The 19,172-nt window shown below is 64.6% G+C and carries 20 protein-coding genes; 9 read left to right on the forward strand and 11 right to left on the reverse strand.

What is annotated here, in order from left to right:
- From ABWW33_RS07265 to ABWW33_RS07275, 3 genes are read left to right on the forward strand one after another with little or no spacing between them, the layout of a single operon-like run.
- On the forward strand, nucleotides 1-1,338 hold the full coding sequence (locus ABWW33_RS07265) for an alpha/beta hydrolase family protein (RefSeq protein ID WP_353400440.1): 1,338 nt from the start codon (nucleotides 1-3) through the stop codon (nucleotides 1,336-1,338).
- Entirely contained in the window at nucleotides 1,338-2,888 is a 1,551-nt protein-coding gene (locus tag ABWW33_RS07270) for a carboxylesterase family protein (protein ID WP_353400443.1), read from the forward strand. Before ABWW33_RS07265 ends, ABWW33_RS07270 begins: the two co-directional genes overlap by 1 nt.
- 38 nt (nucleotides 2,889-2,926) lie before the next feature.
- Nucleotides 2,927-4,192, forward strand: coding sequence for a cation:dicarboxylate symporter family transporter (locus tag ABWW33_RS07275; RefSeq protein ID WP_353400446.1), 1,266 nt, complete (start codon nucleotides 2,927-2,929; stop codon nucleotides 4,190-4,192).
- Here ABWW33_RS07275 and sbcB read toward each other — a convergent pair.
- Nucleotides 4,154-5,596 (reverse strand): exodeoxyribonuclease I, encoded by a 1,443-nt coding sequence (gene sbcB, locus ABWW33_RS07280; protein WP_353400449.1) that lies wholly within the window; start codon nucleotides 5,594-5,596, stop codon nucleotides 4,154-4,156. The two genes, ABWW33_RS07275 and sbcB, sit on opposite strands and share 39 nt — an antisense overlap.
- 76 nt (nucleotides 5,597-5,672) lie before the next feature.
- Between sbcB and ABWW33_RS07285 the strand changes: the two genes are divergently transcribed.
- Nucleotides 5,673-6,251: a DUF5610 domain-containing protein gene (locus ABWW33_RS07285; protein WP_176654934.1), complete on the forward strand. Its 579-nt coding sequence runs from the start codon at nucleotides 5,673-5,675 to the stop codon at nucleotides 6,249-6,251.
- Here the strand turns inward: ABWW33_RS07285 and ABWW33_RS07290 are convergent.
- Nucleotides 6,248-7,222: a GGDEF domain-containing protein gene (locus ABWW33_RS07290; RefSeq protein ID WP_353400451.1), complete on the reverse strand. Its 975-nt coding sequence runs from the start codon at nucleotides 7,220-7,222 to the stop codon at nucleotides 6,248-6,250. The two genes, ABWW33_RS07285 and ABWW33_RS07290, sit on opposite strands and share 4 nt — an antisense overlap.
- Before the next feature lie 143 nt (nucleotides 7,223-7,365).
- Here ABWW33_RS07290 and ABWW33_RS07295 point away from each other — a divergent pair, with 143 nt between their 5' ends.
- Nucleotides 7,366-8,145 (forward strand): helical backbone metal receptor, encoded by a 780-nt coding sequence (locus tag ABWW33_RS07295; RefSeq protein ID WP_353400454.1) that lies wholly within the window; start codon nucleotides 7,366-7,368, stop codon nucleotides 8,143-8,145.
- A 24-nt stretch (nucleotides 8,146-8,169) separates the two neighbouring features.
- Here ABWW33_RS07295 and ABWW33_RS07300 read toward each other — a convergent pair whose 3' ends face one another.
- The 4 genes from ABWW33_RS07300 to ABWW33_RS07315 form a co-directional block, all read right to left on the reverse strand.
- Complete coding sequence (locus tag ABWW33_RS07300) at nucleotides 8,170-8,538, reverse strand: HPF/RaiA family ribosome-associated protein (protein WP_176654937.1); 369 nt, start codon at nucleotides 8,536-8,538, stop codon at nucleotides 8,170-8,172.
- A 70-nt stretch (nucleotides 8,539-8,608) separates the two neighbouring features.
- Complete coding sequence (locus ABWW33_RS07305) at nucleotides 8,609-9,274, reverse strand: DUF1345 domain-containing protein (protein ID WP_353400457.1); 666 nt, start codon at nucleotides 9,272-9,274, stop codon at nucleotides 8,609-8,611.
- Complete coding sequence (locus ABWW33_RS07310) at nucleotides 9,271-10,521, reverse strand: MFS transporter (RefSeq protein WP_176654939.1); 1,251 nt, start codon at nucleotides 10,519-10,521, stop codon at nucleotides 9,271-9,273. The genes ABWW33_RS07305 and ABWW33_RS07310 overlap by 4 nt, the downstream gene beginning before the upstream one ends.
- A 73-nt stretch (nucleotides 10,522-10,594) precedes the next feature.
- Complete coding sequence (locus tag ABWW33_RS07315) at nucleotides 10,595-11,620, reverse strand: CDP-6-deoxy-delta-3,4-glucoseen reductase (RefSeq protein WP_353400460.1); 1,026 nt, start codon at nucleotides 11,618-11,620, stop codon at nucleotides 10,595-10,597.
- A gap of 12 nt (nucleotides 11,621-11,632) precedes the next feature.
- Between ABWW33_RS07315 and ABWW33_RS07320 the strand changes: the two genes are divergently transcribed.
- Complete coding sequence (locus tag ABWW33_RS07320; RefSeq protein WP_353400462.1) at nucleotides 11,633-12,529, forward strand: SDR family oxidoreductase; 897 nt, start codon at nucleotides 11,633-11,635, stop codon at nucleotides 12,527-12,529.
- On the opposite strand, the gene ABWW33_RS07325 is transcribed toward ABWW33_RS07320, so the two are convergent.
- The gene (locus ABWW33_RS07325) at nucleotides 12,510-12,761 is read right to left on the reverse strand and encodes a hypothetical protein (RefSeq protein WP_176654942.1); all 252 of its coding nucleotides are present in this window, start codon (nucleotides 12,759-12,761) and stop codon (nucleotides 12,510-12,512) included. The genes ABWW33_RS07320 and ABWW33_RS07325 overlap by 20 nt on opposite strands.
- A gap of 172 nt (nucleotides 12,762-12,933) precedes the next feature.
- Here ABWW33_RS07325 and ABWW33_RS07330 point away from each other — a divergent pair, with 172 nt between their 5' ends.
- The gene (locus tag ABWW33_RS07330; protein ID WP_176654943.1) at nucleotides 12,934-13,179 is read left to right on the forward strand and encodes a hypothetical protein; all 246 of its coding nucleotides are present in this window, start codon (nucleotides 12,934-12,936) and stop codon (nucleotides 13,177-13,179) included.
- A 260-nt stretch (nucleotides 13,180-13,439) separates the two neighbouring features.
- A complete protein-coding gene (locus ABWW33_RS07335; RefSeq protein ID WP_008445950.1) occupies nucleotides 13,440-13,679 on the forward strand; it encodes a hypothetical protein in 240 nt (79 codons plus the stop codon).
- Between the two features lie 90 nt (nucleotides 13,680-13,769).
- Here the strand turns inward: ABWW33_RS07335 and ABWW33_RS07340 are convergent, their stop codons facing one another.
- The 4 genes from ABWW33_RS07340 to ABWW33_RS07355 form a co-directional block, all read right to left on the reverse strand.
- The gene (locus ABWW33_RS07340) at nucleotides 13,770-13,976 is read right to left on the reverse strand and encodes a hypothetical protein (protein WP_353400467.1); all 207 of its coding nucleotides are present in this window, start codon (nucleotides 13,974-13,976) and stop codon (nucleotides 13,770-13,772) included.
- A gap of 110 nt (nucleotides 13,977-14,086) precedes the next feature.
- Entirely contained in the window at nucleotides 14,087-14,749 is a 663-nt protein-coding gene (locus tag ABWW33_RS07345; protein WP_353400470.1) for a glycine-rich domain-containing protein, read from the reverse strand.
- Between the two features lie 159 nt (nucleotides 14,750-14,908).
- Complete coding sequence (locus ABWW33_RS07350) at nucleotides 14,909-16,750, reverse strand: sensor histidine kinase (protein ID WP_353400473.1); 1,842 nt, start codon at nucleotides 16,748-16,750, stop codon at nucleotides 14,909-14,911.
- 195 nt (nucleotides 16,751-16,945) lie between these two features.
- Nucleotides 16,946-18,712, reverse strand: coding sequence for a glutamine--tRNA ligase/YqeY domain fusion protein (locus ABWW33_RS07355; protein ID WP_353400475.1), 1,767 nt, complete (start codon nucleotides 18,710-18,712; stop codon nucleotides 16,946-16,948).
- 165 nt (nucleotides 18,713-18,877) lie between these two features.
- On the opposite strand from ABWW33_RS07355, the gene ABWW33_RS07360 reads away from it, so the two are divergent.
- A complete protein-coding gene (locus tag ABWW33_RS07360) occupies nucleotides 18,878-19,171 on the forward strand; it encodes a DnaJ domain-containing protein (RefSeq protein WP_176654948.1) in 294 nt (97 codons plus the stop codon).
- Nucleotide 19,172 lies beyond the last annotated feature (1 nt).

Here is a 19,172-nt window from a genome sequence, read left to right on the forward strand (position 1 = left end):
ATGAAGCCTATTTCCCTCCCCATCTGGCTAACCATCGTGCCGGCATTCCTCGCCGCCGGCACGGCACAGGCGCAGCATCCGCAAAGCTGTCCGCGCGAAATGCCGGCGCAGACGCGCTGCTATACCGGCCAGGACGCAAATGGGGCTTTTTATCTGACCGCCATTCCGCAGGCATGGAACGGCACGCTGGTGGTGCACAGCCACGGCGGACCCAGCCTGAAGCCGCCGTCGCCGTCGGAGCCGGTGTCGGACCTGCAGCGCTTTGCGGTGATGGTGCAGGAAGGATACGCATGGACCGGGTCCAGCTATCGCCACGCCGGCTACGGCGTGCGCGACGCGGCCGAGGATACCGACCATGCGCGGGCCTTGTTCTGGAAACAGTTCGGACGGCCGAAACGCACGCTGCTGCATGGGCAGTCGTGGGGCGGCAATGTGGCGGCCAAGACCGCCGAGCTGTTCGGCCGCGACGCCGACGGCAAGCCGGCCTACGATGGCGTGATCCTGACCAGCGGCCTGTTGTCCGGCGGTTCGCTGGCGTATGACTTCCGCGCGGATCTGCGGGCGCTGGTCCAGTACTATTGCCGCAACCTGCCGTTGCCGGACGAGCCTGCATATCCGCTGTGGCAGGGACTGGCTGCGCAGAATCCGTTGAGCAGCAAGGAAGTGGCGGCGCGGCTGGACAGTTGCACGGGCCTGTCGAAACCGGCGGCGCAGCGCACGCCGGAGCAGCAGCGCATCCTGCGCAACCTGCTGGCGGTGACGCGCATACCGGAGCGGACGCTGGGTGCGCATCTGAACTGGGCCACGGCCACGTTCCGCGACCTGACGCTGCGCCAGTTCAAGGGGCTGAACCCGTTCAGCAATATGGGCGTGGTGTATCGCGGTTCGGACGACGACGCGGCGCTCAACCGCGACGTGCCGCGCTTTGCCGCCTCGCCGGAAGGCGTGCGCGCGCTGGCCGAGGACAGCGACCTGACCGGCAAGCTGATCGTGCCGACGCTGACCATGCATGCGATCGACGATCCGACCGTGTTTGTCGAGGCGGAGACGGTGTTCCGGCAGGCGGTGGCGGCGGCCGGCGCGTCGCCGCTGCTGGTGCAGAGCTTCACGGACGAGCACGAGCACAGCAAGCTGGCCACGCCGCAGTACGCCGCATTGCTGCGTGCGATGATGGATTGGATCGAGCAGGGCAAGCGGCCCGATCCCGTGCAGTTGCTGGCGCGCTGCGAGGCGGCCAGGGCGGCCTATGGCGAAGGCTGCCATTTTGTGCCGTCCTATGTGCCGCCGCCGTTCGATACGCGCACTTATCCCCGTATCAAGCCTGCCGTGACGCAGTGATGTCGCGGTGGAGCTTGCGGGGCGGCGCGCGGATCGCGTCTGTGCTGCTGGCGCTGGCCGGCGCTGCTCCGGTTGCCACGGCGCAGTCCAACGGACCGCTGGCGCGATTGCCGCAAGGGCTGGCGGAAGGCGTGCGGCAGGGCGCGGTCGAGCGGTTTTCCGGTCTGCCATACGGCGCGGCGGAGCGCTGGACTGCACCGCTGGCCGCCGAGCCATGGCTGTTCCGGCTGGCGGCGCAGGCCTTGCCGCCGCGTTGTCCGCAGAGCGCGGTGGGGCTGGCGGCAGGCACGGAGCGCGAGGATTGCCTGTACTTGAACGTCTACCGCCCCGCTGCGGCGTCGAAGCGGCCACGTGCCGTGCTGGTCTACGTGCACGGCGGCGGCGCGACGGGCGGCTCGGCCAATGATCACGACGGTTCGGCGTTGGCGGAGCAGGGCGACATCGTCGTCGTCACCGTCAACTATCGCCTGGGCGCGCTGGGGTTCTTTAACGGCGGCAACTACGCCTTGCAGGATGTGCTGCTGGCGTTGCAGTGGGTGCGGCGCTCGATCGCGGGCCTGGGCGGCGATCCGCAGCGCGTCACGCTGGCCGGCGAATCGGCCGGCGGCACGGTGATCTGCCCGCTGCTGGCGGCGTCGCAGGCGCGGGGCCTGTTCCGCGCCGCCATCATTTCCAGCGACGATTGCCTGCACGATGTGGACACCGCCGCCGAGGCCAGGCAGCGTGCCGAAGCGTTGGCGCGTCGCCTCGGCTGCGATGGCATCGACATGGCTTGCATGCGCCGCGCTACGCCGCTGCAACTGGTGCAGGCCGGCGGCGGCGCGGCCCCCGCCATAGGTCGGCCGGGTTTGCTGCCGGACTACGCCGTCGCGCAAATCTCCCGCCACCATTGGGCGCGCGTGCCGCTGCTGCTCGGCGCGAATCGCGACGAGGGCCGCATGGCCGGTCCCGGTTTCTTCCGCTACGATGAACAGCGCTACCAAGACTGGCTCGCCACCTTGCTGCCACCGGCGCTGCGGGGCGCGGTCGGCAACGCCTACCGCGACGACCACGCCGGCGATCCGCTCGAATACGCGTACAAGATCAGCGCCATCCTGACCGACAGCGGCATGCGCGGTCTCGGCGGCTGCACCATGCTGCCGCTGGCGCAGGCCGCGGCGCGGGATGCGCCGGTTTATTTCTACCAGTTCGAGGATGGCCAGGCGCCATACGGCGAACCGGGCGCCTTCAAGTTCGGCGCCGCGCACGCCGCCGAGCTGCCCTACCTGTGGCCGGGCGGCGCCTTCGCTCACCACGCCGAAAGAATGAGCGAGGCGCAGCGCCGGCTGTCGGCGCAGATGATCGCGCATTGGGCCGCCTTTGTCCGCAACGGCACGCCGGACGTGGACGGCCAGCCCGCGTGGCCGTCGCTGCAACAGCAGCAGAGCTTCCGCGCCTTCCGCCAAGGCGCCAGCGTGCAGTTGCCGCTGGAAGAATATGCGGCTCAGCATCGTTGTAGTTTCTGGCGGCAACTCCCTGTTATCATGGACCGTGGCGACTCCCGGCCATGAGTTACTGGAGCCCCCGGAGTCATTTTTTTTACGCGAACATGGAAGCGATTCCAGAGCGTGCGCCGATGAGCAAGCCCGTGTTGTACTACCCGTCGATGCAGATCCTGTGCGCCATCGCCATCGGCATGACGCTGGGTTATTGCGCGCCCGAAGAAGCACAACTGCTGCGTCCGCTGGGCACGTGGTTTGTCGATGCGATCCGGCTGCTGCTGGGGCCGGTGATCTTTTGCACCGTGGCGGCCGGCATCGCCTCGCTACGCGATCTGCGCCAGCTTGGCCGCCTGGGCTTGCGGCTGCTGGTCTACTTTGAGGCCTGCACCTTGCTGGCGCTGATGGCCGGCATGGTGGGCGCATGGTTGCTGGAACCTGGCGTCGGCGTGCATCTGCCGGCCATGCATGCCGCTGCGGTCGCGCCGGCACTGTCGCATGGCGGCGCCATCATGGCCACGCTGCGCGATTGCATTGCGCAAAACAGCACCATGCAATTACTGCTGGGCGGGATCGTCTGCGGCAGCGTGCTGGCTTGGCAGGGCGAGCGCAGCGCGCGCATCGGGCGGGCATTGGAAACCGGTGGACGCTGGCTGTTCGCCGCCGTTAACCTGGTGCTGAAGGCGGCACCGCTGGCCGCTCTGGGCGCGGTCGCTTACGCGGTCGGCCATTACGGCCTGCTGTCGATGACGCCGCTGCTCAAGCTGATCGGCGCGATCTACCTGACCACCTTTGCTTTCGTCGTCATCGTGCTGGGTGCTGTGGCACGCTGGTGCGGTTTCAGCTTGTGGCGGTATCTGCTGTGGATAGGCGATGAGTTGATACTGGTGCTGGGCACGGCATCGTCGATGGCGGCGATGCCGAGGCTGATCACCCGGCTGGAGGAAGCCGGCTGCGCGCCGGCGGTGACGCGCGTTGCCGTGCCGGCCAGCTATTCCTTCAACCTGAACGGCAGCAGCATTTACCTGACGCTGGCGCTGGTGTTCCTGGCGCAGGCGGGGCAGGTGGAGCTGAGCCTGGCGCAGTATGGCACGGTGCTGCTGGTGGCGATGGTGACGTCGAAGGCGTCGAGCGGCATCGCCGGCTCGGCCTTCGTCACGCTGGGCGCGACGCTGGCCGCGGTGCCGGCGATTTCCGCCGAGGGCCTGGTGCTGATCGTCAGCATCGAACGCCTGCTGAAATGCCGCCCGATCGCCAACCTGATCGGCAACGGCATCGCCTGCCTCGCGGTGGCGACCTGGATGGGCGAGGTCGACGCCGCCAAGCTGCGCGACAGCCTAGTGGGCGGGCGCCACCATCTCAACGTAGTCGTATAGCTCGGCCAGGATCTGCTCGGCGCGCTCGTCGGCATCCTGTTGCAGGTGGTCGATCTCGCCGAAGAACTGGTCGATGCTGCGGGCGCCGCCGGCGCCGTCGTAGAAGCGGGCCGCGCGGTGCTGCTCCCAGTGCTCCATCTCGCCTTCCGACAAGGTCTCGGGGAAGTTGCGCGCGCGGTAGCGGAACAGCAATTCCAGCAGGCGCGGATCGCTGAACGACGGCGATGCCGTCGCCAGCTTGGCCGGGGTCTCCTTGCGCAGGGAATCGAGCAGCCGGCGGTCTTCCTTGCCGACGAAGCCGTTGTACAAATCCTCGTCCACGTCCAGCTCCTCACCCGCCGGGCGGTGGAACACCTGCTCCCACTCGACATCCATGTTGCGGCCGGCGGCGGCCAGCGCGGCGTAGGCCTTGCCTTGCTCCAGGTCGATGCCCCACTTGGCGGCCATGGCCGGCGACAGCGTCTTCAGGTTGGCGACCAGCATCGGCGACTTGTTCAGGTGGATGCTCTTGACCGGCAGGCGGGTCACGCCCTCGGGCAGCGCGTCGCTGCGGCTGAAGATGCGGGTGCGGATGGTGTCGGCGTCCAGCGTGAACAGCTCGCTCGGGTCGTAGGTGCAGTCCCAGACGATGATTTCGTTCTTGTTGGTCGGATGCGTGGCCAGCGGATACACCAGCGCGATGCAGCCGCGCTCGGCCGGGAACATGCCGGACACGTGCAGGAACGGCGCGCGCAGGTTGGGCGCCAGGTGCATGCCGATCTCGTCGGCCACGCGGTCTTTCTTGTGCAGCGCCAGGCAGAAATCAAACAGCTTCGGCTGCTTCTGCTTGATCAGCCGCGCCAGCGCGATGGTCGCCCGCACGTCGGACAGCGCATCGTGCGCCGCCTCGTGCAGCAGGCCGTTGGCCTTGGCCAGGTGCTCCAGCTTGAAGCTGGGCTTGCCGTCTTCGCGCAGCGGCCATTCGATGCCTTCCGGCCGCAGCGCGTAGGTCATGCGCACCACGTCCAGCAGATCCCAGCGGCCGCACTGGTTTTGCCATTCGCGCGCATACGGGTCGATCAGGTTGCGCCAGAACATGAAGCGGGTGATCTCGTCGTCGAAGCGGATGGTGTTGTAGCCGACGCCGATGGTACCCGGCTTGGAAAACGCCTGCTCGATGGTGGCGGCGAACTTGTGCTCGGGCACGCCCCATTCCAGGCATTGCTGCGGCGTGATGCCGGTGATCAGGCAGGATTGCGGATCCGGCAGGAAGTCATTGGCAGGCTTGCAATACAACATGATGGGATCGCCCACCTCGTTCAGGTCGGCGTCGGTGCGGATCGCGGCGAATTGCGCCGGGCGGTCGCGGCGCGCCTGGGCGCCAAAAGTCTCGTAGTCGTGCCAGAGGAAAGTCTGTGTTGTCATAGGGCGCAGTCAGGGGGGCTACAGTTATTCGTCAATCTGCCGATAATTCCAAGGTAATGCAACCAGGAGCAATATCATGGCGACACCAGTATCGGCAACATCGGGCAGCGCGGCAGGCACATCCTCCGCGCCGGTCCAGGCCAAGGACGACAGCAACATGTCGGTCGCCGCCAAGGCCAAGGCGCAGCTAAATGTGTCTATCGTACAAGCTTCCTTGACGGTATCGTTAAATTCTTCCAACGATCCGTTGTCGGTGGTGCTGAAAACGGCGCTGACCGGCATCAACGAAGCGCTTAAGGGCGACTACGGCGACAACGCCATCCAGAACGCCGTGTCGCAGGATAATACGCCGGAAGGCACCGCGAGCCGCATTGTATCGCTGTCGACGGCGTTTTATGAAGCGTACAAGCAGCAAAATCCCGGGCAGGACGAGGAAACGACGCTGAACAACTTCGTCAATACCTTGAAAAAGGGCGTGGACCAGGGTTTCAAGGAGGCGCGCGACGTGCTGCAGGGCTTGAAGGTATTGAACGGCGATATCGCCAGCAATATCGACAAGACCTACGACCTGGTGCAGCAGGGCTATTCGGACTTTATCGCAGCGCACACGGCCAAGCCGGCCGATACCGCCACCGCCGACGCCAAGCCCGCCTAAGCCGTTCCAGCCACGCGGTTGCGGCCCAGTTCCTTGGCGCGGTACAGCGCCGCGTCGGCCACCGCGATCAGCGCCTGCTCGTCCTGCTCCGGCTGCAGCGTGGCCACGCCGAACGATGCGGTGATGTGCGGCAGCGGCAGGCGCATGTCGGCAAAGATGATCGCCTGCTGCATGCGTTCGCACAACCGTTCGGCCACCGCCAGCGCGACCTTGTCGCTGGTGTCGGGCAGCAGCACCATCATTTCCTCGCCACCGTAGCGCACCGCGAAATCGGTGGGCCGCAACGCGCCGCTCAGCACCGACGCGGCCGCCCGCAAGGCCTGGTCGCCGGCCAGGTGGCCGTGGCTGTCGTTGAATTTCTTGAAGTGGTCGAGGTCGATCATGATCAGCGCCAGCGGCGCGTGCGAACCGTGGGCGGTGGCGATCATCGTCGGCAGCAGGTCGTTGAGCCAGGCGCGGTTGTACAGCCCGGTCAGGCCGTCGATCATCGACAGCTGGCGGTAGAACTCGCCCAGCTTCTGGCGCCGGCGCAGCTGCGCGTTGGCGGCACGGATGCGGAAGGACAGCAGCCGCAGCAGGTTGCGCGCCAGCACATTCGATTCATCGATCAGCTGCCACACCAGGTCGGCCTCGATCACCAGCACATCGCTTTGCTCCAGCGCCGTGATGCTCGACAGATTGGCTTCCTCATCCAGCACCGACTGCTCGCCCACGCTCTCGCCCGGCAGGATCTTGCTGACGGTGCCGTCGGCCATTCCGGTGCGGGTGTCGGTGGCGACCGACAGCGCGCCGCTGAGCACGATGTACAACCGCGCGTGCTTGGCCTCGGTCACCGCCTGGCCGGCCTCGAGCCGCATGACCGGGCAGTTTGCCAGCAGCTTGGCGATGGCGTTGTCGTCGTTCGAATTGCGCAACAGGTGCAAGTCGCCGATCTGGTGGCTGGAGTTGCCGAATGTGCAGATTTGTTTCAAAGTCGTCTTTCAGGATGCTGGTAAGCAAGCACAGTAATCATAGCTGAACTGTCCGGGACAAAGTGTAAATTTCACCCACGTAGTTGTTGCGTGATGTATCCGTCAATGCTTCAATACCGGCATTGCAATCACAGGGAACCACCATGGCTTATACCGACGCGCTCGGCACCGTGCATCACGCCGATCCGCAGGCGCGCATCGTTTCGCTGGTGCCGTCGATCACCGAATTGCTGTGCGATTTCGGGTTGGCCGCGCAGGTGGTCGGGCGCACCGGCTTCTGCATTCATCCGCATGACGTGGTGCAGGGCATCCCCAAGGTCGGCGGCACCAAGGATGTGAATATCGACAAGATCCGCAAGCTGGCGCCGACGCACCTGGTGGTGAACATCGATGAGAACGAGAAACCGACCGTCGACCTGCTGGCGGAATTCATTCCGCACATCGTGGTTACCCATCCGCTGCGCCCGCGCGACAACCTGGAACTGGCGCGGCTGATGGGCGGCGTGTTTTGCCGCGAGCGCCAGGCGGCCGAGTGGTGCGCTGCGTTCGAAGCGGAGTATGCGTTGTTGCAGGCAACGCCGAAGGGGCAGCCGCAGACCATGTTGTACTGCATCTGGCAGGATCCGTGGATGAGCATTTCCGAGGATACGTATATCGCGCGCATGCTGGAGGAAATCGGCTGGCGCGTGCCGCCGCTGGGTGAGGTGCGTTATCCGGAATTCCGCTGGTCGGCGGAGCTGATCGCCGGCATCGACGGCGTGCTGCTGTCGAGCGAACCGTACCGCTTTACCGAGGCGCATGCGGACGCGCTGGAAAAACAGATCGGCAAGCCGGTGCTGCTGGTCGATGGGGAAATGATGTCGTGGTATGGCAGCCGGTCGCTGCAGGGACTGAAGTATTTGCGGGAGCTGGCGCGGCGTTAGGCGCCGGCTCCCGCCCTTTCAAGCTTATGCGTCGTCGTCGGCCACCTCGGCCGGCACGGCGTCGTTGGCATGACGCTTGTCCTTGTCATGCAGACGGCCCAGCGCGCTGTCGATGGCGCGCTTGAGTTTGTCGGCGGAACCGCCGATGGCCTGGTGCAAGGTGGCGGCGTGATCGCTGACGGCGATCGGCTGGTATCCGGTAACGCGGGCTTCCATCAGGCAGCGATTGTCGCCGTCGGCCGATTTCTGGCCCAGGTTGTCGCTCAAATGGACTTCGACGCGGGTGATTTGCTCGCCGAAGCGGTGGAGGGCATTGCTCACGACAGTCTGTACATGTTCATCGAGACCGGCATGGCGGTCGATAGTCTTGTCGGCATTGATATTGATTTGCATACGCTTGCTCCTTGTTGTTTGAACTGCAGATCAATATTACTCCTTTTCGACTTAGGTTCCCGTTAAGTAGTTAACCATTGATGAGCGAGGCGGCAATATTGATCGACAGGCCGAGGATCGCCAGGTTGTAGAAGAAGCACAGCACCGACTGCCCCAGCACCGCCTGCCGCATGCCACGGCTGTGCACGCTGACGTCGGAGGTTTGCACCGCGACCGAGATCGTGAACGAGAAATACAGGAAGTCCCAGTAGTTCGGCGTCAGGTTGCGGTCGGGGAATTGCAGCGGCTTTTCGTCGCCTTCCTCCATGTAGTACAGGTGCGCGTAGTGCGAGCAGAACATGGTGCCGACCATGAACCACGAGCCGGTCAAGGTCAGCACCACGAAGCCGTAGTGGTAGACCATGTCGGCCGGCGGCAGCTCTTTCAGCGTCGACAGTTGCGAGATGATGGCGGCCAGGCTGATCATCACCGCCACCGACAGCGTGGCCAGGATCACCGGCCCCTTTTCGTCCTGGCGGCAGGCGGCGCGCTTGATGTCGTGGTGGTCGGCGCGTATCATCATCCAGCCCATCATCGCCAGATAGGACCAGACGCCGATGTTCCAGGCGGTCAGCAGGCGCGTCACCAGCGGCCAGTCGTGCGGCAGCAGCGGGCCCACCACGGCGCCCAGCGCGATCGCCAGGCTCAGGTGGGGGCGGCTGTGGATGATGCCGGGCAGCGGCAGGCTTAGCTTCATTTCTTTTCCTCGTGCGGGAAACGATCCATTCTCGACAGTACCGGAAACAGCACCGCCCAGGCGCCCGTGACCGCCAGGGTGGCGGCGCCGCCGAACAGCACGGCGCGCGTCAGGCCCATCCAGCCGGCGGTCAGGCCGGACTCGAATTCGCCCAGTTCGTTGGAGGCGCCGATGAACACCGAGTTGACGGCCGACACGCGGCCGCGGATGGCGTCCGGCGTTTCATACTGCACCAGCAGGTGCCGCACGTAGACGCTGATCATGTCGCCGGCGCCCATCAGGAACAAGGCCGTCAGCGCGACGAGGAAGCTGGTGGTGGCGCCCAGCACCAGCGTGCCGACGCCGAACACGGCCACGCCGCCCAGCATCCACAGGCCGACGCGGCGCGTGAGCGGGAAGAAGGCCAGCACGATCGAGCACAGCGCGGCGCCGGCGCCCGGCGCGGTGCGCAGCATGCCCAGGCCGGACGGGCCGATGTGCAGCACGTCGTGCGCCAGCGCCGGCAGCAGCGCGGTGGCGCCGCCGAACAGCACGGCGAACAGGTCCAGCGAAATGGCGCCCAGCACCACCGGCCGGGACCAGACGAAGCGCAGTCCTTCCAGCACCGTGTGCCAGGTGGCCGGCTCGCGGTTGCTCGGCTGCTTGACCGATTTGACCAGGCACATCAGCACCACCGACGCCACCAGCAAGGTCGAGGAAATCATATACACCGTTTTCGGCCCGGCCAGGTAGAACAGCCCGCCCAGGGTGGGGCCGAGGATCACGGCGACGTGGAAGCTCGACGAGCTCAGCGCTACGGCCTTGCTGAAGCTTTCCTGCGGCACCAGGTTGACCAGGATGGCTTGCGTGGCCGGCCCCATGAAGGCGCGCGCGCTGCCGAACAGCACCAGCACGGCAAACACCGGCCACACGGCGGTCAGCCCGGCGACGGTGAAGGCCAGCAGGGTCAGGCCGCACAGCAGCTGGGCGCCAAGCGCGATGGCGATCAGGTTGCGGCGGTCGTAGCGGTCGGCGGCGTGGCCGGCGATCAGGATCAGCAGCAGGAAGGGCGCGAACTGCGCCAGGCCGATCAGGCCGAGATCGAACAGGTTGTGCGTCATCGCATAGACCTGCCAGCCGATGGCGACGTTTTGCATCTGGACGGCGAGGGTGCCGAGGGTGCGGGCGGAAAGGTAGAAGGCGAAGTTACGGTGGCGCAGGACGCTGAAGCCGTTGGCGGGGGGAGCGGAGGCGATGCTGTCGGACATTTGAGCTTTCAGGGAGCAGAGCCTCGGGACTCTGCATCCCTGTCTGCTCCCGGTTGGGTGGATGCTTGCTGCTTTATTTGTTGATATCTGCTTCCGTGGTGAAGGCGTCCGCGTAGAACTCGTCTTCCGGCAGGCGGCACTGCGCGACGAAATCGCGCTTGGCCGATTCCACCACGATGGGCGCGCCGCAGGCATACACCTGGTGGCCCGACAGGTCCGGCAGGTCGGCCATGACGGCCGCGTGCACGAAGCCGGTGCGGCCGTTCCAGTTATCCTCCGGCAGCGCGGCCGAGATCACCGGCACGTACTTGAAGTTCGGCAGGATCGCTTCCCACTGGCGGCACAGGCCGTCCATGTACAGGTCCTGCGGACGGCGGCCGCCCCAGTACAGGGTCATCGGCCGCTGCGAGTCTTGCGCGCGCAGGTGCTCGACGATGGCCTTGATCGGCGCGAAGCCGGTGCCCGAGGCCAGCAGCACCATCGGCTTGTCGCTGTCCTCGCGCACGAAGAAGGTGCCCATCGGGCCTTCGAAGCGCAGGATGTCGCGTTCCTTCATGGTGCCGAACACCTGTTCGGTGAACAGGCCGCCCGGCATGTGGCGGATGTGCAGGCTCAGCGGCTGGTCCTGGTCCGGCGGCGAGGCCAGGCTGTAGCTGCGGCGCTTGCCGTCGCGCAGCATGAATTCGATGTACTGGCCGGCGCGGTATTTCAGCGTTTCGTTGGCGGGCAGCTGCAAGGTCATGATGATGACGTCCGGCGCCACTTTTTCCAGCGTCGCCACGCGCGACGGCATCTTGCGGATCGGATAGTCGTCGCTGCCGGCCACTTCGCGCGCTTCGATCACCAGGTCTTCGTGCGCGATGGCGCAGCAGAACAGCGAATAGCCGGCCGCCTCGTCTTCCTTGGTCAGCGCGCGCTCCTGGTGCGGCTTGTGCGTGACCGAACCGGACACCACCTTGCCGCGGCAGGAGCTGCAGGCGCCGTTCTTGCAGCCGTAGGGCAGGCCGACGCCGGCGCGCATGGCCGCCGCCAGGACGGTTTCGTCTTCCTCGCAGCTGAATTGGTGGCCGCTAGGCTGTACAGTAATTTGAAACGTCATACAATCCTTCAAATGAAAAACCACAATCTTCGTAAATTCAAGCGGCCGCGCCTGCTGATCGTCGGCTGCGGCGACGTCGGCATGCGGCTGTTGCCGCTGCTGCGCCCGCACTTTCGCGTGTTTGCCACCACCAGCCAGCCATCGCGCTGCGCCGAACTGCGCGCGCTGGGCGCCGTGCCGATCGTGGCCGATCTCGACCAGCCGGCCAGCCTGCGCCGCCTGGCGGGGCTGGCCAGCCATGTGGTCCACCTGGCGCCGCCGCCCGCCGAGGGGCCGCTGGACCGCCGCACGCGTAATTTGTCCGCCATTTTACCTGAGCACGGCCGTCTGGTTTATGTCAGCACCACCGGAGTCTATGGCGATTGCGGCGGACTGTTGTTTGACGAGAGCCGTCCGGTGGCGCCGCGCAACCCGCGCGCGCTGCGCCGGGTGGACGCCGAACAGGTGCTGCGGCGCTGGGCGGTGCGCGCCGGCGCGCAATTGTCCATCCTGCGGGTGCCGGGCATCTACGCCGCCGACCGCCTGCCGCTGAAGCGCCTGCAGGCCGGCACGGCCGCGCTGATCGAGGCGGACGACGTCTACACCAACCACATCCATGCGGACGACCTGGCGGCCATCATCGCCCGCGCGCTGTTCCGCGCCTTGCCCAACCGTATATATCACGCGGTCGACGACAGCGACATGAAGATGGCGGCGTATTTCGATGCGGTGGCCGATGCGTTCCAGCTGCCGCGGCCGCCACGCCTGCCGCGGGCGGAATTGCAGAAGGTGGTGACGCCGGCGCTGCTGTCGTTCATGTCCGAGTCGCGCCGGCTGGCCAACGGCCGCATCAAGCGCGAGCTGGGCGTGCGGCTGCGCCATGCCACCGTGGCCGACGCCCTGAAGGGCCTTACTTCTTCTTCGCGCTGAGGCGCTGCTGCTGTTTCTTTTGGGTCTGGACCTTGTTCTGCTTGGCCTCGTACAGGGCGGTGGCGTCCAGCTTGGCCTGGGCCGGCGTGCGCATCTCCTCGACGTCGTCATGCTTGACGAAATAATCGGCGGCCTGGGCGTCGACCACCAGCTTGATCGCGGCGGCGTCGTCGAGATTGTAGATCTCGTGCAGGAGTGTTGTTACTTCATCAAGGAATTCTTCGTAAGTCATAGGCTTTAAGGGGCGCGATGTAAAAACAGGTAAAGGGGAGGGCGGAAGTTACAGTAATGCAAGCTCTGTGTCAGCTTTTTGTGACAAACTGGTAACAGGTTCGCTTGATTCAAATCAAGCAAGTCGTCACATGATACGATATTGTTAGTAATCTTATGAAGGAGCCACGCGGATGCCAGCCACTTTCCATCCTACCAAGGAACAGGTTCGGGCCTACATGCACCAGCGTGAATGCGACCGCCGCCCACCGCCGATGCCGGAAGAAATCCGCCGGCAACTAGGCTGGCATGGCCATAACGGCAATATTGACTTTCCCTCCACTTCCTCACTCCTCCTCCCCGGCACCATCGCGCAACTGGCCACCTTGCTGGCCGTCGAATGGTGCTTCCTCGCCGCCGGCATCAGCCGTTCCAACTAGTCTTTACCGGAATTTATACCTTTTCTTACAACAAAAAACTTCCTATCACAAGAAATAGGGGTAAAATCTATCTAAATCTCACATAAATGTGTGATGAGTTAGCCGTTCGTTAACGTAAGCGTGTATTATCTCGGTTAAGCACTAAAAACCGGCATAAATGTCTGTGTTTTGTAGTGCTTCATTGGTAAATGAGCTAAAAATTTTTCTTACCCATGTGTCGTTTTTTTCCAAAAAACGGCCGGAACCTACTTAAAAACATTATGTCTATCAAAGAAATCACCGCATCGCCGACCTACAACCCGAATCGCGTGTTGGACGCCATCATCGAGAAGCTGCAACTGAAGAACGATGCCGCCCTGTCGCGCGCCCTGGAAGTGGCTCCGCCAGTCATCAGCAAGATCCGCCACAACACGCTGCCTATCGGCGCGACCATCCTGATCCGCATGCATGAGATCAGCGATTTCAGCATTCGCGAATTGCGCGAACTGATGGCGGCCTGATGAAGCCCTCGGCTGCATAAAGAAAAACGGCGCGTACCTTGCGGTAACGCGCCGTTGTTTTATGCGGCTGTGTTGGTGGCGATGCTTCGGTCAGGCCGAGGTGCTGATCGTGGTGCCGATACGCTGGCCGCTGGTGTTGACCGTGGGCGCCGCGGCAACTTGCGGTGGTGCGGGCGGCGCTGGCGGGGCAGCGCGCTCGACCGGCTTGTCCGCCACCGTCTTGACCGGCTCAGGCTGGCGGGCGGGCGGCGTCGCCTGGACGGCGGCGGTGCTGGAGGCTACTGAATTGACAGCCATGATGAACTCCCATCGTCTGTAAATATCCCCTGAGTATGCCACTTTTCTGAGCATGCCGCGAGCGCGCTTCGCCTGCCTGTGGCGCGGACGCCGTAGTGCTGCGAACGGTGTCAGGCTGCGGGCGCCAGGCGCGGGCGGTCGGTGTAGAGGCCGGCCAGGCGCGCCTTGTCGATGGCCGCGCCCGCTTGTGCCGCACCCGTCACCGACTGGGCCAGCTGGCCCGGCGAAGCAGAGTAGGCGAACTTGACCGGCGACGCCGAGTAGGCGAACTTGGCCGGCGAGGCCGAATACGCGGTTTTCATGGCGGCCTGGGCCGGCGATGCCGAATATGCGGTGGCGCCTGGCGAGGCCGAGTAAGCGGTGCTGGCCGGCGAGGCCGAGTAGGCCGTCTGCAGGCCGGCGGTGTGGCGCAGGTAATCCTCGCCGAACGTCGCCTCGTACAATTCCTTCATGCGCAGGCCCATGCTTTCATGCGCCGCCAGGTCGTCCTCGCCGCGCAGGCCGATATACGGGAAGTGGTGCAGGAACTGGCCGAACACGGCGTCGCAGTCGGCCGCGTATTTCATCGTGTCGAGGATGTGGTAGTGCCAGAAGGTATCGACATCGACCAGCGGCGCCGCCTGTTCCGCCGGGAACATCTTCATCAGGAACAGAAAGCGGCGGTATTCGAATTCAATGGCATTGGCGCGTTCCAGCGACCAGCCTTCGCCGGATTCCTTGTGCATCAGCTTGACTTTGATTGGTTCGAGGTCCAGAGCATCGATAGCATTCATGGAGACTTCCTTTGAGTGGATGAAGCGGGTTGAAAAAAGCAGAGTACGCTTGATTTTTGCCCAGCCGAGGAAGCGCTTCCTTGATTTTTCTCAATGTTTGTCAGGAAATTCCTACTCGCTGTGCCAGATTAATCTGACGGTGACCTGATGACCGACGTCTCAGTTTGTCGCGTCGGCCGCCAGGCGGGCCGTGTCGTTGATGTCGTCGATCGAGGGCGGCGCCACGTAGTCGACCGGCACCGAGATGGTGACCGTGGTGCCGCCGTTCGGCGTGGCGGTGATGGCGCAGTGGCCGCCGAGCAGGCTGATGCGCTCTTCGATGCCGACCAGTCCGAACGAGCCGACCTTGTTGCGGTTGCTGTCGCGCATGCCGACGCCATTGTCGCTGATGGTCATGGTGAGCATGCCGCTGGTGTGGCGCAGTTCCACCCGCACCAGGCTGGCGCGCGCGTGCTGGATGATGTTGCTCAGCGATTCCTGCAGCACGCGGAAGAAGGCGGTGGCGCAGCGGTCGTCGATGCTGATGTCGCTCTGGTGTTCGATCAGCTCGCAGACCATGCCGGAGCGCTGGCGGAACTGGGCGATCTGCCATTCCACGGCCGCGCTCAGGCCCAGGTCCAGCACCGTCGGCCGCAGGTCGTTGATGATGTGGCGCACGCTCTTGATGGTGCTGTCGATCTGGCTCAGCGTGCTGCGCGCGCGCGCATGCAGGCGCGGGTGGCCCTGCCGCGTGCGGCTGGCCAGCATGTCGGCCTCGATCCGCAGCACCAGCAGGTTCTGGCCCAGGTCGTCGTGGATTTCGCGCGCGATGCGCTTGCGCTCCTGCTCCTTGATCTGGTCGGCATGGGCGGCCAGCCGGCGCAGCTTGAGGTGCGACTGCTGCAGCTTGGCCTGGCTGTCGCGCAGCTCCTTGGTCATCGCCTTGGCCATCTTGATGGCGCGCAGCCGCGACGACGACAAGGTGTGGAACAGCAGGTAAAACAGCAGCGAGCCGACAAAGCCGCACAGCATGGCCAGCCACGGCAGGAAGGCGTCGAAGTTGCTGTACCAGACCGACTTGGGCGAGCTGAAATGCGCGTTCCACTGGCGGCCGTTGAAGTCGAGCGGCAGCCTGATAGTGAACTGGTCGGCCGGACGCGCTGCGCGGTGCACCAGGCCCTGGTTGTCGTACAGCAGCGTGATCGGCGTCTTTTCATTGCCGCTGATGCCGCCGTCGTCGTACAGCATCAGGTGGACATCCTGCACCTGCATCTGCTCCAGCGCCGCCTGCACCAGGCGCGGCACGCTGAAGCCGATGCCGACCGAACCGGTGTAGGCGGCGCGGCGCTGGGCGACGTCGTACAGCGGCATGTCCTTGCGGTAGATCGGCAGGCGCAGCGCCAGCGCCCAGCCCTGGGCGTCCTTGGTGTTCTCGATCGGCATGCCGGAGGTGATCAGCGCGCCGGTGTCGCGCGCCTCGGCGATGGCGCGCGCCGCGCGCTCGCGGGCGGCGATGTCGATGCCGATGCGGTCGCGGAACGGCGCCACCGGTTCGATCATCGTCAGCACCGAGTAGGCGGGGCGGCGTCCGGGCGGCCTGATGGAGAAATCCGGATAGCCCAGCGCCAGGCCGTCGCCGCTGTGGGCGGCGCTGCGCTCGAAGGCGTCGCGCTCGGCGTCGGTGACGTAGCGGGTGTAGTTGATGTTGTTGAGCGCCGGGAACTGGCGTGCCAGGTTCAGGCCGCCGACATAGCGGTGGAAGGAGGCGCGGTCGACGCCGTCGCTGGCGTCGAAGAAACTGGCGGTGGCGCGCAGCACGTCGGTGTAGGCGTTGATGCGCGAGGTGATGTTGTACTGCGCGTTGCGCGACTGGTACAGGAAACGTTCCTCGGCGTCATGCTCGATGGTGCGGTAGACGCCGACATAAAACAGCGCGCCGATGCCGAGCGACAGCATGACGCCGGCCCACCAGACCGGCTTGGTCGGCGAGAACAGCTGTTTTTGAGCGAGGAAGGTTGCCATGTTACGTGCCTGAAGCAACTCCTGAAACCGGGGGATGAAGGCCGAATATAGGAAACTTTACCGATGCGAGTCAAGTAAATTTGCGTTTTTGGCATTCTATTAACATTTTGATACCGAATTCCCGGCGAGAAAAAACCGGCGCCTCCGTTGCGGGGGGGGCGCCGGCCTGCGGTAGTCTTATTACCCGAATCGCTTTTACTTGGCGACCCAGCTGTCCTTCAGGGTCACGATGCGGTTGAACACCGGCTTGCCCGGCGTCGAATCGACGCGGTCGGCGACGAAGTAGCCATGGCGCTCGAACTGGAAGCGCTGGTCCGGCTGGGCCGCGCTCATGCCCGGCTCCAGGAAGGCGGTGACCACTTCCTTGGCGTTCGGGTTCAGCAGCGAGATGAAGTCCTTGCCGCCGGCGTCAGGCTGGGCGTCGGTGAACAAACGGTCGTACAGGCGCACCTCGGCTTGCAGCGCGGTGGCGGCGGAAACCCAGTGGATGTTGCCCTTGACCTTGTAGTTGTCCGAGCCCGGCGTGCCCGATTTCGAGTCCGGGAAGTAGTTGACGTGCACCGCCACCACCTTGCCGTCCGCGTCCTTGTCGTAGCCGGTGCATTCGGTCACGTAGCCGTGGCGCAGGCGCACGCGGCTGCCCGGCTTGTCGTCGATCGGCGGGTAGTAGCGGAAATAGCCCTTGCTCGGCACTTCCATGAAATCCTCTTCCTCGATCCACAGCTCGCGCGTGATGGGGAAGGTGCGCACGCCCATTTCCGGGTGGTGCGGATGGACCGGCGACGTGCATTCCTCGCTCAGGCCTTCAGGGTAGTTGTCGATGATCAGCTTGAGCGGACGCAGCACGGCGGTGGCGCGCGGCGCCTTCGGATCGAGGTCCTCGCGCAGGCAGCCTTCGAGCGTGCTCATGTCGATCCAGCCGTCGGACTTGGTCACGCCGATGCGCTCGCAGAACAGCTGGATCGCTTCCGGCGTGTAGCCGCGGCGGCGCAGGCCGACGATGGTGGGCATGCGCGGGTCGTCCCAGCCGTCGACGATTTTCTCGTCGACCAGCTGGCGCAGCTTGCGCTTGCTGGTGATCACGTAGGTCAGGTTCAGGCGCGAGAATTCGTACTGGCGCGGCACCGGCAGCTTGAAGAAGCCGCCCGCCGACAGCGTTTCCAGCAGCCAGTCGTAGAACGGGCGGTGGTCCTGGAATTCCAGCGTGCAGATCGAGTGGGTGATGTTTTCCAGCGCGTCCGAGATCGGGTGCGTGTAGTCGTACATCGGGTAGATGCACCAGGCGTCGCCGGTGCGCACGTGGTGGGCGTGGCGGATGCGGTAGATGGCCGGGTCGCGCATGTTCATGTTCGGCGACGACATCGCGTCCTCGCTGATTTTCGCGCGCAGGATGTGCTCGCCGTCGGCGTATTTGCCGGCCTTCATGTCGCGGAAGATCTGCAGCGATTCGGCGGCCGGACGGTCGCGGAACGGCGAGTTCTTGCCCGGCGTGTTGAAATTGCCGCGGTTGGCCGCCATATCGTCTGCCGACTGGCTGTCGACGTAGGCGTAGCCTTTTTCGATCAGGTATTCGGCCATCGCGTACAACTGGTCGAAGTAGTCGGACGCGTAGTGCAGGTGGTGCTCGAAGCCGCCGTCGGCGGTCGGATAGTCGTAGTCGAAGCCCAGCCACTTGACGCTGTCGATGATGGTGTCGACGTATTCCTGCTCTTCCTTGGCCGGGTTGGTGTCGTCGAAGCGCAGGTTGCAGCGGCCCTGGTAGTCGCGCGCCAGGCCGAAGTTCAGGCAGATCGATTTGGCGTGGCCCACGTGCAGGTAGCCGTTCGGCTCGGGCGGGAAGCGGGTGATCACGCTCGGCATGCCCTCGCGGACGTGGGTGCCGGCCGCCAGGTCGGATTCGACGATGGCGCGCAGGAAGTTGGAGGTCAGGACGGGCGCTGGGCTGTTTTTGTCGTTGCTCATCTGAAAAGTTGGCTTTGCAAAAGTTCGAGTGAAGGGCATTTTACCGTATCCCTCCTGCTGGCTGAGGGGAAATGCTGCATTGCGGCGGCCCGCGGGCGGTTTGGACCTGCCGCACAGGTATAATTCGTCTTTAATTGTTCGGCATCACGGCCCGGAGTTTCCAAAATGGAAAATTACTACAACACACTGGGTATTGCGCCTAACGCCACCGACGACGAAATCAAGAAGGTCTATCGCTCGCTGGCGATGCGTTTCCACCCGGACCGCAATCAGGCGCCCGGCGCGGAGGCGCGCTTCAAGAGCATCACCAAGGCCTACGAAATCCTGTCCGACCCGGTCAAGCGCGAGGAATACAACCAGAGCGTGAACCACCGCATCATCATCGATGCGGAAGCGGAAGCGTACCAGTTGTGGCGTTCGGTGTTCAACCTGCATGGCACCGTGCTGCCACCGGCCTGAG

Source organism: Duganella hordei (assembly GCF_040369125.1).
In the GTDB taxonomy this organism is placed as follows: Bacteria; Pseudomonadota; Gammaproteobacteria; order Burkholderiales; family Burkholderiaceae_D; genus Rugamonas; species Rugamonas hordei.